General features: G+C 54.0%; 16 protein-coding genes. 6 read left to right on the top strand and 10 right to left on the bottom strand.

Going from position 1 to position 13,278, the window contains the following annotated elements:
• The first annotated feature begins 73 nt into the window (after window positions 1-73).
• A complete protein-coding gene (dacB, locus tag DFO57_RS07490; protein ID WP_014595158.1) occupies window positions 74-1,507 on the top strand; it encodes a serine-type D-Ala-D-Ala carboxypeptidase in 1,434 nt (477 codons plus the stop codon).
• Between the two features lie 474 nt (window positions 1,508-1,981).
• A complete protein-coding gene (locus DFO57_RS07480; RefSeq protein ID WP_015701100.1) occupies window positions 1,982-2,407 on the top strand; it encodes a hotdog fold thioesterase in 426 nt (141 codons plus the stop codon).
• 47 nt (window positions 2,408-2,454) lie between these two features.
• Here the strand turns inward: DFO57_RS07480 and cgtA are convergent, their stop codons facing one another.
• The 3 genes from cgtA to rplU form a co-directional block, all read right to left on the bottom strand.
• Entirely contained in the window at window positions 2,455-3,627 is a 1,173-nt protein-coding gene (gene cgtA / locus DFO57_RS07475; protein ID WP_013024341.1) for an Obg family GTPase CgtA, read from the bottom strand.
• 241 nt (window positions 3,628-3,868) lie between these two features.
• Entirely contained in the window at window positions 3,869-4,126 is a 258-nt protein-coding gene (rpmA, locus tag DFO57_RS07470) for a 50S ribosomal protein L27 (protein ID WP_009092448.1), read from the bottom strand.
• A gap of 15 nt (window positions 4,127-4,141) precedes the next feature.
• A complete protein-coding gene (gene rplU / locus DFO57_RS07465; RefSeq protein WP_013024339.1) occupies window positions 4,142-4,453 on the bottom strand; it encodes a 50S ribosomal protein L21 in 312 nt (103 codons plus the stop codon).
• Window positions 4,454-4,708: 255 nt separating this feature from the next.
• Here rplU and ispB point away from each other — a divergent pair, with 255 nt between their 5' ends.
• Window positions 4,709-5,680 (top strand): octaprenyl diphosphate synthase, encoded by a 972-nt coding sequence (ispB, locus tag DFO57_RS07460; RefSeq protein WP_013024338.1) that lies wholly within the window; start codon window positions 4,709-4,711, stop codon window positions 5,678-5,680.
• Between the two features lie 233 nt (window positions 5,681-5,913).
• Window positions 5,914-6,195, top strand: a complete 282-nt coding sequence (locus DFO57_RS07455) for a helix-turn-helix transcriptional regulator (RefSeq protein WP_013024337.1) — start codon at window positions 5,914-5,916, stop codon at window positions 6,193-6,195.
• A gap of 73 nt (window positions 6,196-6,268) precedes the next feature.
• Here DFO57_RS07455 and murA read toward each other — a convergent pair whose 3' ends face one another.
• From murA to mlaF, 7 genes are all read right to left on the bottom strand, one after another.
• Window positions 6,269-7,528, bottom strand: coding sequence for a UDP-N-acetylglucosamine 1-carboxyvinyltransferase (gene murA, locus DFO57_RS07450; RefSeq protein ID WP_014595155.1), 1,260 nt, complete (start codon window positions 7,526-7,528; stop codon window positions 6,269-6,271).
• A 64-nt stretch (window positions 7,529-7,592) separates the two neighbouring features.
• Window positions 7,593-7,850 carry a BolA family iron metabolism protein IbaG gene (gene ibaG, locus DFO57_RS07445; protein WP_010251880.1) on the bottom strand — a complete coding sequence of 86 codons (258 nt, stop codon included), beginning with the start codon at window positions 7,848-7,850 and terminating at the stop codon, window positions 7,593-7,595.
• 122 nt (window positions 7,851-7,972) lie between these two features.
• Window positions 7,973-8,269, bottom strand: coding sequence for a lipid asymmetry maintenance protein MlaB (gene mlaB / locus DFO57_RS07440; protein WP_013024334.1), 297 nt, complete (start codon window positions 8,267-8,269; stop codon window positions 7,973-7,975).
• Entirely contained in the window at window positions 8,269-8,901 is a 633-nt protein-coding gene (gene mlaC, locus DFO57_RS07435) for a phospholipid-binding protein MlaC (protein ID WP_024472197.1), read from the bottom strand. Before mlaC ends, mlaB begins: the two co-directional genes overlap by 1 nt.
• A 16-nt stretch (window positions 8,902-8,917) precedes the next feature.
• Complete coding sequence (mlaD, locus tag DFO57_RS07430) at window positions 8,918-9,472, bottom strand: outer membrane lipid asymmetry maintenance protein MlaD (RefSeq protein WP_014595154.1); 555 nt, start codon at window positions 9,470-9,472, stop codon at window positions 8,918-8,920.
• Between the two features lie 4 nt (window positions 9,473-9,476).
• A complete protein-coding gene (mlaE, locus tag DFO57_RS07425) occupies window positions 9,477-10,259 on the bottom strand; it encodes a lipid asymmetry maintenance ABC transporter permease subunit MlaE (RefSeq protein WP_013024331.1) in 783 nt (260 codons plus the stop codon).
• 4 nt (window positions 10,260-10,263) lie between these two features.
• Window positions 10,264-11,079 carry a phospholipid ABC transporter ATP-binding protein MlaF gene (gene mlaF, locus DFO57_RS07420; protein WP_014595153.1) on the bottom strand — a complete coding sequence of 272 codons (816 nt, stop codon included), beginning with the start codon at window positions 11,077-11,079 and terminating at the stop codon, window positions 10,264-10,266.
• Between the two features lie 212 nt (window positions 11,080-11,291).
• On the opposite strand from mlaF, the gene DFO57_RS07415 reads away from it, so the two are divergent.
• The gene (locus DFO57_RS07415; RefSeq protein ID WP_013024329.1) at window positions 11,292-12,272 is read left to right on the top strand and encodes a calcium/sodium antiporter; all 981 of its coding nucleotides are present in this window, start codon (window positions 11,292-11,294) and stop codon (window positions 12,270-12,272) included.
• A gap of 16 nt (window positions 12,273-12,288) precedes the next feature.
• Complete coding sequence (kdsD, locus tag DFO57_RS07410; protein ID WP_013024328.1) at window positions 12,289-13,275, top strand: arabinose-5-phosphate isomerase KdsD; 987 nt, start codon at window positions 12,289-12,291, stop codon at window positions 13,273-13,275.
• The last annotated feature ends 3 nt before the right edge of the window (window positions 13,276-13,278 follow it).

The raw sequence follows: 13,278 nt of genomic DNA, 5'->3' as shown, positions 1-13,278 counted from the left end.
GCGGGTCATCGTTTACTTTCCACCGTCCAGGGACGTAGTATTGTCGCCTTCACCTGTCAGTTGCCGCGAGATTATGCGATTTTCACGACTTGTTACCGGATTAACCTGTGCTTTTATGCTGCAGGCACAAGCAGCGCCAGTTGATGAATACATGCAATATCTGCCAGATGGTGCCAATCTGGCTTTGCTGGTGCAAAAAGTGGGCGCATCCACGCCAATTATCGATTACCACGGGAAACAGATGGCACTTCCCGCCAGTACCATGAAAGTGATCACCGCCCTGGCGGCATTGCTGGAACTGGGCGGTGATTACCGTTTTCAAACCACCTTTGAAACCAAAGGCGCGCTGGTCGATGGCACGCTTAATGGTGATTTAGTAGCCCGGTTTGCTGGCGATCCTACCTTGGGTCGTCAGGATCTGCGGAATATGGTCGCGGCGTTAAAAAAACAAGGCATCACACACATCAAAGGTAATCTGGTCATCGATACCTCGGTGTTTGCCAGCCATGATGCGGCGCCTGGCTGGCCGTGGAATGACATGACCCAGTGCTTTAGCGCACCGCCGGCGGCGGCTATTGTGGATAAAAACTGCTTCTCGGTTTCACTCTACAGTGCCGACAAACCGGGAGAAAATGCCTTTATCCGCATTGCGTCCTACTACCCGGCTCACATGTTAAGCCAGGTGCGGACGATTGGGCGCAACAGCGGTGACGGACAATACTGCGAGCTGGACGTGGTGCCAGGCGAGCTGAACCGCTACACCTTAACCGGCTGTATGCGTCAGCGTAGCGATCCGCTTCCTTTAGCCTTTGCGGTTCAGGATGGCGCGGCCTGGGCAGGCGAAATCCTGAAAGCAGAACTGCGTTCCGCCGGTATTGATTACAGCGGCCATCTGCTACGTCAGACGCAGGTGACCGAGCCGGGCACCGTGCTGGCATCAACGCAGTCAGCGCCGCTGCATACGCTGCTGCATATGATGCTGAAGAAGTCCGACAATATGATTGCCGACACGGTGTTCCGCACCATTGGTCATCATTACTTCAACGTACCGGGCACCTTCCGCGCAGGGTCAGATGCGGTTCGTCGCATCCTGCGCGAAAAAGCCAATATTGATTTGGGTAACAGCATCCAGGTGGATGGTTCGGGCCTGTCACGTCACGATCTGATCTCCCCCGCCACCATGATGCAGGTGCTGCAATATATTGCGCAGAACGACAGCAAACTGGACTATATTTCGATGCTACCGCTGGCCGGACACGATGGCACGCTGCAGTACCGTGGCGGCCTGCACGAAGCCGGTCTGGATGGCAAAGTCTCGGCTAAAACCGGCTCACTGCAAGGCGTATATAACCTTGCAGGCTTTATCACCACCTCTAGCGGGGCACGCGTGGCGTTTGTGCAGTTCCTTTCTGGCTATGCGGTTCCGCCGCAGGATCAGCGCACACGCCGTATTCCGCTGGTGCGCTTTGAAAGCCGGCTCTATCGCGATATCAATAAGAATTACTGATTTATATTAGGAAACGCAGCGGGCGACCACCTGCTGCGTTTTTTTATCATCGCTAAAAAGTCAGGTATAACGCCTCGGTTTCAGGCGCGCAACAACCTGTTCAGGATACCTTCGCCTGCTCTCCAGCCGCATCACTCCCAGCCGCATGGCTTTTCTTATGCCAGGATCTTACAGAATCGGTACCTGTTTTGCGGGTTATCTGCGCCCCGCCTCACGCTGGCACCCTGGGTAATCGCATAAATTTTCTTAACCGAATCCACCCGGGTTCAGGGACGGTAACGGGGATCGCAGGCAGAGGCTGCAACGCCCTGTCGCCCGGCCCAGTAAACGCCCTTCTGTTACCCTTGAGATGCAATGCTGACGTAAAAGTGGACAGCCGCAGGCGGTTATCACTACGCTAATTCTTTCGCCTCTGCGTTACGTCATGTGACATCGCAGCGTGGAAGACGATGGCGCAACCCTGGGAGCCTGACAATGGCAACGATCTGGAAACGCGTAGTGTGTCTGGATGCGCTCAATGCGCAGAGCACTCATACGCTGGTGGCGCATGTGGGCATCATTTTCACCGCAGTGGGTGATGACTATCTTGAAGCCACCATGCCAGTAGACAGCCGCACGCAGCAGCCCTTTGGCCTGCTGCACGGCGGCGCCTCAGTGGTGTTAGCCGAAACGCTGGGTTCTGTGGCGGGTTATCTGGCATCAGAGGATGGCAGCCGCGTGGTGGGCATCGAAGTGAATGCCAGCCATCATCGGGCCGTTTCAGGTGGTCTGGTGCGCGGTATCTGTCGTCCGCTGCATGTGGGGAAGCGGAATCAGACGTGGCAGATTGAGATTCGTCACGAGCAGGATAAATTATGCTGTAGCGCACGGCTTACCGTTGCGGTGCTGGCGCAGCCCTGAAAGAAATCTGCCCCCGTTCCGGTGGAAAGGGGGCAGTCATAAGCGGTCTAGCGCTGGTAGATGATTTCGACGCCTTCGTCGTCATCCTCATCCCAGTCGTCATCCCACTCTTCATCTTCTTCAACCGCCGCGGTTTCAATGGCTTCTTTGTGGTAATCGTCCCACATGAACTCCACTTTCTCCGGCTGTTTTTCTTCAACGTCAGCTTCTTTCGGATTGGCGTTGATAAAGCTCATCACGTCCCAGCACAGGTCCGTAACGCCCTGACGGCTGGCGGCAGAGATAAGATAGTATTTATCTTCCCAACCCAGCGCCTCGGCAATGGCTTTTGCACGCGCCTGAGCTTCTTCTTCATCAATCAGATCGACTTTGTTGAATACCAGCCAGCGCGGCTTGTTAAACAGCTTATCGCTGTATTTCTCCAGCTCGCCCAAAATAATACGGGCGTTCTCAACCGGATCGCTCTCGTCAATGGGCGCAATGTCGATCAGGTGCAGCAGCACGCGGCAGCGTTCCAGGTGCTTCAGGAAGCGAATACCTAAACCTGCGCCCTCGGCTGCGCCTTCAATCAGGCCGGGGATATCGGCCACCACAAAGCTCTGCTCGCTATCCATACGCACCACGCCCAGGCTTGGCACCAGCGTAGTAAAGGGATAGTCCGCAACTTTTGGTTTAGCAGCAGAAACCGCACGGATAAAGGTCGATTTCCCGGCGTTAGGTAAACCCAGCATGCCTACGTCAGCCAACAGCATCAGCTCCAGCTGCAGGTCGCGTTTCTCACCGGGCGTACCCATGGTTTTTTGACGCGGACTGCGGTTTACCGATGATTTAAAGCGGGTATTTCCCAGACCGTGCCAGCCGCCTTTTGCCACCATCAGGGTCTGCTGGTGGCGCGTCATATCGCCCAGCGTTTCGCCCGTTCCCTGGTCGATAACACGGGTTCCCACCGGCACTTTAACGGTGATATCTTTACCACGCTTACCGGTACAGTCGCGACTCTGACCATTCTGTCCCCGCTCGGCGCGGAACGACTTTTCGAAACGATAATCGATCAGGGTGTTAAGGTTTTCGTCAGCCACTAAGAATACGTCGCCGCCGTCACCGCCATCACCGCCGTCCGGGCCGCCTTTCGGGATATATTTTTCACGGCGGAAACTGACACAACCATTACCGCCATCACCTGCGACGACCAAAATTGTCGCTTCATCTACAAACTTCATTTTCTTTCTCCGTCACACAATCGTCTGCAATACGCTGCAGACGGGTCCGCCAGGGTCTTCTGCGCGACCAGCGGCGGATAAATCAAAACTGGCTGACGCCAGCGTGTACATAAAGTGTACAGCAAACATTCAGGCGATGTCGCCTGTCGGGCAAGGGGTCGCAGAATGTAAAAAGCCCCGCAACAGTTGCGGGGCCTTCAATTCGTGCGTTCAGACGTTAACCGTCTGCGTCACGACAACCTTACTCAGCAACGATGCTGATGTATTTACGGTTGTTCGGACCTTTAACTTCGAATTTTACTTTGCCGTCTGCAGTAGCAAACAGGGTGTGGTCACGACCACAACCAACGTTGCTACCTGCGTGGAATTTGGTGCCACGCTGACGAACGATGATGCTACCTGCCAGAACAGATTCGCCACCGAAACGTTTTACGCCCAGACGTTTTGCATTGGAGTCACGACCATTTCGAGTCGAACCACCAGCCTTTTTATGTGCCATTTGTCAGATCTCCTCTTACGCCGTGATACCAGTGATTTTCACATCAGTGAACCACTGGCGATGGCCAGCTTGCTTACGGTAGTGCTTACGACGACGAAACTTAACGATCTTAATTTTCTCGCCACGACCATGAGCAACAACTTCTGCCTTGATCACACCGCCTGAAACCAGTGGCGCGCCGATTTTCACGTCTTCGCCATTTGCAATCATCAGAACCTGGTCAAACTCAATGGTTTCACCGGTTGCGATGTCCAGCTTTTCCAGGCGAACGGTCTGACCTTCGCTTACTCGGTGTTGTTTACCACCACTTTGGAAAACCGCGTACATATAAAACTCCGCTTCTGCGCTTGCCTTTCAGTTCATCAGGCGGCGCGCTAAATATTCACAATAGGGCGCGAATTCTACGCAAAACTCAAACAGAAGACAAGAGCACTTTGCACACTCTTGCAGAAAAAAAACACAGGCTCAATGCAAACGTTTCTCAACCTGAAAATTCAAGTACAATCAGTAACAGATTACTGAACGCTGGCTGGGTAAAACCGCTTACCATGGCAAAGAAACGAGTCATAGCTGAAAAGACGAATGAACTTAGAACAGATTAACGAATTAACCGCACAGGACATGGCTGCCGTTAACCAGACCATACTCGACCAGCTGAATTCAGATGTCTCGCTCATCAACCAGCTGGGTTATTACATCATCAGTGGCGGCGGTAAACGCATTCGCCCCATGATTGCCGTGCTGTCGGCGCGCGCCATGGGTTATCAGGGCGATCTCCACGTCACCAACGCGGCGCTGATCGAATTTATCCACACCGCCACGCTATTGCATGACGATGTCGTGGATGAATCCGATATGCGCCGTGGCAAGGCCACCGCGAACGCTGCATTTGGTAATGCAGCCAGCGTGCTGGTCGGTGATTTTATTTATACTCGCGCCTTCCAGATGATGACCAGCATGGGATCGCTACGTATCCTGGCGCTGATGTCTGAAGCGGTGAACGTTATCGCGGAAGGGGAAGTGCTTCAACTGATGAACGTCAACGATCCTGACATCACAGAAGAGAGCTATATGCGGGTGATCTACAGCAAAACAGCTCGCTTATTCGAAGCCGCCTCTCAGGCCTCGGCGATTTTAGCGGAGGCAACGCCAGCGCAGGAAAAAGCCCTACAGGATTATGGGCGCTATCTGGGAACCGCCTTCCAGTTAATTGACGATTTACTTGACTACAGTGCCGATGGGGAAACCCTGGGTAAAAATACCGGCGACGACCTCAGCGAAGGTAAACCCACCCTGCCACTGCTTCACGCCATGAACCATGGTTCGCCTGAGCAGGCGAAGATGATCCGCGATGCGATCGAACAGGGTAACGGTCGCCATTTACTGGCGCCCGTTCTGGAAGCGATGAACCAGTGTGGCTCACTGGAATGGACGCGTCAGCGTGCGGAGCAAGAGGCCGATAAAGCCATTGCAGCCTTGCAGATTCTGCCAGAAACCCCGTGGCGCTCCGCCCTGGAAGCGCTGGCGCACATGTCAGTCCAACGCGATTTCTGATTTCTGTTCCTGACGGAGCCACCACGGCTCCGTGACCTTCTCCCACTCCTCCTTCTTCTTTCACGCGTTACACTCCTTTTGAGTCAGGCCGCTCAGTTCTGTCTGCTTGCCTAAATATTACTGGAATCTTATGGAAATTTTCTGATATAAAATTCAGCAACTTTCCAGATAGGATGTAGACAAGTCAGCATCACTCGCGCGTTACGCACTGACAAGGACAAGGAGAAAAGGTTATGCAGAGCAGGACAGAGGACTGGCATCCCGCCGATATCATTGCCGCACTACGTAAACGTGGCACCACGCTGGCGGCGCTTTCACGTCAGTCGGGATTAAGTTCATCAACCCTGGCCAACGCGCTCTCGCGCCCCTGGCCCAAAGGCGAATGGCTGATTGCCGATGCGATCAATGTTCATCCGTCAGAGATATGGCCAAGTCGTTATTACGATCCCGAAACCCATTGTCTCCTGGATCGCAAAAAGCGTGTGCGACCGACTCACAACGAGACCAAAAGCTAGCGTAACGCGATCGGTAGCCGAAAAAAAACCAGCCTTGTCATAAGGCTGGTTTCATTAGCATGACGCCGCGAGATTATTCGCCGCTGATGCGCTCAATATTCGCCCCCATCGCTTTGAGCTTATCTTCGATATGCTCGTAGCCACGGTCAATATGGTAAATACGATCGACCAGCGTTGTTCCTTCCGCAATACAGCCTGCCAAGACCAGACTGGCCGAGGCACGAAGATCCGTTGCCATCACCTGCGCACCTGACAAGGTTTCTACACCGTGACAGATTGCAGTATTGCTCTCAATTTCTGCATGCGCGCCCATACGAATCAGCTCAGGGATATGCATAAAGCGGTTTTCGAAGATGGTTTCGGTAATCAAACCCGTTCCTTCTGCCACCAGATTCAGCAAGGTAAACTGTGCCTGCATATCGGTCGGGAATCCCGGATGGGGAGCCGTACGCACGTTAACCGCTTTAGGTCGCTTGCCGTGCATATCCAGGCTGATCCAGTCTTCACCGGTTTCGATGTCTGCCCCTGCATCGCGCAGCTTCGCCAGCACCGCATCCAGCGTATCGGGCTGTGCATTTCGGCAGATGACTTTACCGCCGGAGATGGCTGCCGCAACCAGGAAGGTGCCGGTTTCAATGCGATCGGGCAGTACACGGTAAACGCCGCCGCCCAGACGCTCGACGCCTTCGATAGTAATTTTATCGGTACCGGCACCGCTGATTTTGGCGCCCAGCGTGTTGAGGAAGTTGGCGGTATCAACGATTTCAGGTTCACGCGCCGCATTCTCAATCACGGTAGTGCCGGTTGCCAGCGTCGCTGCGCTCATGATGGTGACGGTCGCGCCCACGCTGACTTTGTCCATCACGATCAGCGCGCCCTTCAGGCGTCCGTTAACGGATGCTTTGACATAACCTTCTTCCAGCTTGATCTCTGCACCTAACTGCTCAAGGCCCGTAATATGCAGGTCAACCGGACGCGCACCGATGGCGCAGCCGCCCGGCAGTGACACTTCGCCCTGGCCAAAACGCGCCACCAGCGGACCCAGCGCCCAAATTGAGGCACGCATGGTTTTCACCAGTTCGTAAGGCGCACAAAAAACGTCTACACCGCTGGCATCAACGTGTACAGAACCGTTGCGCTCAACCTTTGCACCCAATTGCGTCAACAGCTTCATGGTGGTGTCGATGTCACGCAGCTTTGGCACATTCGTGATCTCTACCGGCTCTTCAGCCAGCAAAGCAGCAAACAGAATGGGTAGCGCGGCGTTTTTCGCGCCGGAAATAGTGACTTCACCACTTAAGCGGGTGGGGCCTTGCACACGAAATTTATCCATTAACACGGTTCTCAATTAACTGGCTATAAAACGGTCACGCTCAGGCGAGCAGCCCCGGAGGGAATCAAAAACCGTTGAGTTTACGGTCACGCGCCCACTCTGCAGGCGTGTAAGTTTTGATGGAGACGGCATGAATACGGTTGTCCGCAATAAATTCCATCAGCGGCGCATAGACAGCCTGCTGCTTCTTCACGCGGCTTAACTCACCAAACAGCTCACCCACGGCGATAACCTGGAAATGGCTGCCATCATTGCTCATGACATGAACTTCATCTAAGGGCAGCGCTGCCATCAGCACGGCCTGAATCTCACTGTTTTCCATTGCTCTTAACTTCACTTAATAATAATAAGGCTGACATAGTAGAGGAAAGTGCCTGATTCTTAAATACGCAAAAGCCCCTGTACGGGACCGGGGCTTTGACGAGAAAGGCCAGTTCAGGCGCTTTAATCTGCAGAAACAATAATTTGTTGCAGGTTGTAAAGGGTGATCAACGACTGCAATTTGTCGCCGATTCCCACAAAGCGCAGCGAGCCTCCCTGCTGCGAGGTAATCTCCCGCAGGTGAACCAGCAGCGCAAGTCCCGATGAATCCACCCTTTGCAGGGCGGAAACATCGATCAGTTCGACCGCGTTAACCAGCGCTTCACGCTGCTCCCACAGACTCAGCAGCGTGTCACGATCCAGCTCGCCTTCCAGCCGCAGCGTGTTTGCCTCGCGTGACCAGTGCAGTGATGCCTGCATTATTTGTTTTGATCCAGGGTGATAGGCTGTTTCGCTGAGGCTTCCAGCTGAGCGGTCAGCGCATCGATCCCCTTGGTACGCAGCAGATCGCCCCACTCATTCTGTTTGGTGGTGATCATGCTCACGCCTTCCGCGATCATATCGAAAGCCTGCCAGTTGCCGGTCTGGCTGTTCTTACGCCACTGGAAGTCGAGGCGTACAGGCGGACGGCCCTGAGGATCGATAATGGTCACGCGGATAGCCACAATATTGGTGTTGCCAATCGGCTTCTCAGGTTCAATCTGATAAGTCTGACCGTGATACAGGGCCAGCGCCTGGCCATAAGCCTGAGCCAGATAGTCGCCAAACGCTTTGAAATAAGCTTCACGCTGTGCCGGTGTGGCATCGCGGTAGAAGCGGCCCAGCACTAATGCACCGGCATATTTGATTTGCACGTAAGGCAGGAGCTCCTGACGAACGATCTCACGCAGATAGTTTGGATCCTGCTTAATTTTCGGCTGTTCGTTCTTGAGACGGGTGAACGTTTTGTTAGCCGCTTCGTTCATCAGTTTATAAGGATTGCTTTGATCGGCCGCGGTGGCTGCCAGTGGCGTGACCACCAGCATGGCGATCATCAGAAAACGTTTAAACATCATGTTATCCCTCTATTTAAGGTTGAGCCGCTGCTGCCGGTGCGGCCATCTCGCCGCCCTGCGCGTCCTTACTGTCACTGGTTTGCTTGTTGCCTTTATTGTCGCCGCTTTTATACAGGAACTGGCCAATCAAATCTTCCAGCACCATCGCCGACTTGGTATCGCGAATCGTCCCGCCGTCATTCAGCATTGACGATCCTAGCTCAGGATCGTCAAAGCCGATATTTAACGACAGAAACTGCTCGCCCAGTAACCCCTGAGTGCGGATCGCCAGCGAACTGGTATCCGGAATCTGGTTGGCATATTTATCACTGATATCCATTGTGACGCGCGGCAGTAACGTTTTAGGTTCAAGAGAAATGTCCGTTACGCGACCAATCACCACGCCGCCAATTTTCACTGGCGAACTGGCTTTCAGGCCGCCGATGTTATCGAAGGTGGCATACAGTTTCCAGGTGGGCTCCGTACCTAAAGATTTGAGATCTGCCACGCGCAGGCAGAGAAACAACACGGCAATCATTGCCATGATCATAAACACGCCAACCCAAATTTCGCTTTTTTTGCTTTGCATCGCATCAATTCCCAAACATCAGTGCTGTCAGCACAAAATCTAAACCGAGCACCGCCAGTGATGCATGCACCACGGTGCGCGTCGTGGCGCGGCTAATCCCTTCAGAGGTCGGGATGGCATCGTAACCGTTGAACAATGCAATCCAGGTGACAGTGACGGCAAACACAGCGCTTTTAATAATGCAGTTGACCACATCGCTACGAAAATCGACGGCGTTTTGCATCGCCGACCAGAAGAAGCCAGGGTCAATCCCTTTCCAGCTCACGCCTACCAGCGCTCCGCCCGTAATCCCTACAGCAGTAAAGATTAACGCCAGCAGCGGCATGCTGATAAAACCCGCCCAAAAGCGCGGCGAAACGACACGGCGCAGGGGATCGACCGCCATCATCTCCATACTGGAGAGTTGCTCCGTGGCTTTCATCAGCCCGATCTCTGCCGTTAAGGCCGATCCTGCGCGCCCTGCAAACAGCAGCGCCGTCACAACCGGACCCAGTTCACGCAGCAGCGACAGCGCCACCAGCATGCCCAGACTGGTTTCAGCGCCATAGGTGGTTAACACCAGATAGCCCTGGAGGCCCAGCACCATGCCAATAAACAGACCGGAGACGACAATGATGACCAGAGACAGTACGCCGATGCTGTAAAGCTGTTTGATCAGCAGCGGAAAGTGTTTACGGAACGCGGGCTTACCGACCAGCGCATGAAAAAGCATTAAACCGGCACGCCCAAAGCTGGCGCAGGTTCCTATTCCCCGGCGTCCTAATGACGCCAGTGCTTTCAACAACATCAGCTTAGATTCTCCCTGAGCCGGTTAAGTCGGCCAAATAGTCGCCCGCCGGAAAACGAAACGGCACTGGCCCATCCGCAATGCCGTCAATAAACTGGCGCACACGGGGATCGTTGTTAGCACGCAGGTCTGGCGTCGTGCCGTGCGCAATAATTTTTTGTCCTGCCACAATGTAGGCGTAATCAGCAATACTCAACACTTCGGGCACGTCGTGGGAAACCACGATGCAGGTCAGGCCCAGCGCATGATTCAGTTCATCAATAAGCTTAACCAGCACGCCCATGGTAATGGGATCCTGCCCTACAAAGGGTTCATCGAACATAATGAGTTCAGGCTCAAGCGCAATCGCGCGCGCCAGCGCAACCCTGCGAGCCATCCCGCCTGACAGCTCCGCAGGCTTCAGCTGCGCAGCACCGCGTAGACCCACGGCTTCCAGCTTCATCAGTACGGTACTGTGTAAAATCGGCGCGGGCAGCCGGGTATGTTCACGCAGCGGCCAGGCCACATTTTCGTATACCGTTAAGTCGGTAAACAGCGCGCCTGACTGAAACAACATGCTCATCTTTTTACGCGCTTCATACAACTTTGTGCGCGACAATGTCGGAATGTTCTCATCCCGAAACCAGATCTCACCGCTGTCAGGTTGCAGTTGTCCGCCGATTAAGCGTAGCAGCGTTGTTTTCCCGATCCCCGACGGCCCCATAATCGCCGTCACTTTACCTTTTGGCACCGTCAGCGAAATATCGTCGAAAATTTTGCGATCGCCACGTGAAAAACTCACGCCACGAACCTCAACCAGGTTCGTTTTTTGTTGGATCATTATCACCTCTATTACGGATCGGGCGTCAACATAGGGTACGATGGTAGCCTGTTAAGGCTAAACGCACGATAGCTTTACAGAAACTTAATACAAAGATTTGGCGAAAACGGTCATAAAATTTACTTTTGCCGCTCAGAAGGTCAAAATCAGCGCCTGTTTTGTCACAAAGAACCTGAAGGCGAGCCGACAGGGGTTTTAAGCAAGGATTTTTCATGTTCGTCGCTACCGCACTGCTGATTATCGGACTGCTTTTACTGGCTTATGGTGCCGATCGTCTGGTGTTTAGTGCTGCAATACTTTGTCGATCCTTTGGCATCCCGCCCCTGATAATCGGCATGACCGTCGTCAGTATCGGCACCTCGCTCCCGGAGATCATTCTCTCTTTCTCGGCAGCGCAGTACGGACAGATGGATCTGGCGGTGGGCACCGCGCTTGGCTCAAACATCACCAACATTCTTTTGATTCTCGGTGGCGCGGCCTTGTTGCATCCCCTGAGCATCCATTCCAATTTAATACGCCGTGAACTGCCGCTGATGGTGCTGGTCTCACTTCTTAGCGGCATCATGTTATTTGATAACTATCTTAGTCGCCTGGATGGCCTTGCACTGATTGCTATCGCCGCGATTTATCTGATAGTGACCATCCGCATCGCGCGCAAAGCAGAGAAGGACAATAACGATACGTTAACGCGCGAACAATTAGCCGAACTGCCGCGTGAAGAGAGCGGAAATACCGTCGCCTTTCTCTGGCTGGCCGTCGCACTGATTATCCTGCCCATGTCGACGCACATGGTGATCGATAACGCGACCGTATTTGCGGATTACTTTGGCGTCAGCGAGTTGGTCATGGGGCTGACGCTCATCGCGGTCGGCACCAGTCTGCCAGAGCTGGCAACGGTCATCGCGGGCGCGCTGAAAGGTGAAGATGATATCGCTATCGGCAACCTGATTGGTGCCAATATTTATAATCTGGCTATCGTTCTGGGTCTGCCGGCCCTGATTCATCCCGGCAGCGTAGACTATCACGCATTTGCGCGCGATTACTGGATAATGCTGGGTGTCAGCGTGCTGTTCGCCATGCTTTGTCTGCTGCGTCGCCGCCGGGTTGGCCGTACGGCGGGCTCGCTTTTACTCTGTGGTTTCTTCGTCTGGGTAACGCTGCTGTGGCTACAGCCGGCGTTTATGGACGGCTAACAAGGACAGATTCGCCATGTCATATCAGCAACCAACGGTAAATTTTGATTTTCAGAAAGCCGGTAAAACGGTATTACGCATCGAGCGCGAAGGCCTGGAGCAGCTTGATCAATATATTAATGAGGCTTTCGCCGACGCCTGCGCACTGATTTATGCCTGTCAGGGAAAAGTGGTGGTCATGGGGATGGGCAAGTCGGGCCATATCGGGAAAAAAATGGCGGCCACCTTTGCCAGCACCGGCACGCCGGCGTTCTTTGTGCATCCCGCTGAAGCCAGCCATGGCGATCTTGGCATGGTAGGTAAAGACGATGTCGTCATCGCGATATCTAACAGTGGCGAATCCAGTGAGATTTTGGCGCTGATACCGGTAATGAAACGCCAAAAGATTCCGTTGATCTGTATGACAAGCCGTCCTGAAAGCGCCATGGCCCGCGCCGCAGATATCCACCTGTGCGTGAAAGTCCCACAGGAGGCCTGTCCGCTCGGCCTGGCCCCCACCACCAGCACAACCGCAACGCTGGTCATGGGCGATGCGCTGGCCGTTTCCCTGCTGGAAGCCCGCGGCTTTACGCCAGAAGACTTTGCCTTGTCCCATCCGGGCGGTGCGCTGGGCCGGAAGCTGCTGCTACACGTCAGCGACATTATGCACAGCGGGGATGAACTCCCGCACGTCACTCGCGATGCTTCCCTGCGTGATGCCCTGCTGGAAATCACCCGTAAAAATCTCGGCCTGACGGTTATCGTGGACGATCTGATGAAGATCGAGGGCATCTTTACCGATGGTGACCTGCGCCGCATCTTTGATATGGGCATTGATTTTCAACACGCCACTATCGCTGAAGTCATGACCCGGGGTGGCATTCGCGTGCGGCCTAACGTGCTGGCGGTGGATGCGCTGAATTTGATGCAAACCAAAAACATTACTTCCCTGCTGGTGGCCGATGACGACCGTCTGTTGGGTGTGGTACATATGCATGACATGCTGCGCGCTGGCGTAGTGTAAACA

Origin of the sequence: Pantoea sp. AG702 (assembly GCF_003182295.1) — a bacterium.
In the GTDB taxonomy this organism is placed as follows: Bacteria; Pseudomonadota; Gammaproteobacteria; order Enterobacterales; family Enterobacteriaceae; genus Pantoea; species Pantoea ananatis.
The sequence above is the reverse complement of the archived record's forward strand: the minus strand, read 5'-3'. Positions and strand labels throughout refer to the sequence as shown.